Annotated in this window: 1 protein-coding gene; it reads right to left on the bottom strand. The window is 60.3% G+C overall.

Going from position 1 to position 300, the window contains the following annotated elements; genetic code table 11:
* The coding region (locus GSQ77_RS29030) for a S1 RNA-binding domain-containing protein (protein ID WP_158907614.1) at positions 1-300 on the bottom strand (300 nt) is incomplete at both ends.

The raw sequence follows: 300 nt of genomic DNA, 5'->3' as shown, positions 1-300 counted from the left end.
TCGGATCGCATCAAAGTGGTAGTAGTCATTCGCGAGTTGAGAGATGTGTACCAGCCCGGATACTTTCGACTCGTCCAGCTCCACGAACAAGCCGAACGACGTCACGCCGGTGACGACGCCCTCGAACTCGCTGCCGATGTGCTTCTCCATCCACGCACACTTGAAGCGCTCGTCGACGTCGCGCTCAGCTTCTTCGGCACGCCGTTCGCGTTGCGAACAATGCACGGCCATCGCCGCCATTTCGCCTGGGCTGTAGCTGTAGTCGCTCGGCTTGCCGCCGGTCAACGCATAACGGATCGC

Source organism: Burkholderia sp. L27(2015) (assembly GCF_009765705.1).
Classification (GTDB): domain Bacteria; phylum Pseudomonadota; class Gammaproteobacteria; order Burkholderiales; family Burkholderiaceae; genus LMUX01.
Note: the sequence above shows the minus strand (reverse complement) of the source record. Positions and strands in the feature narration are given on the sequence as shown.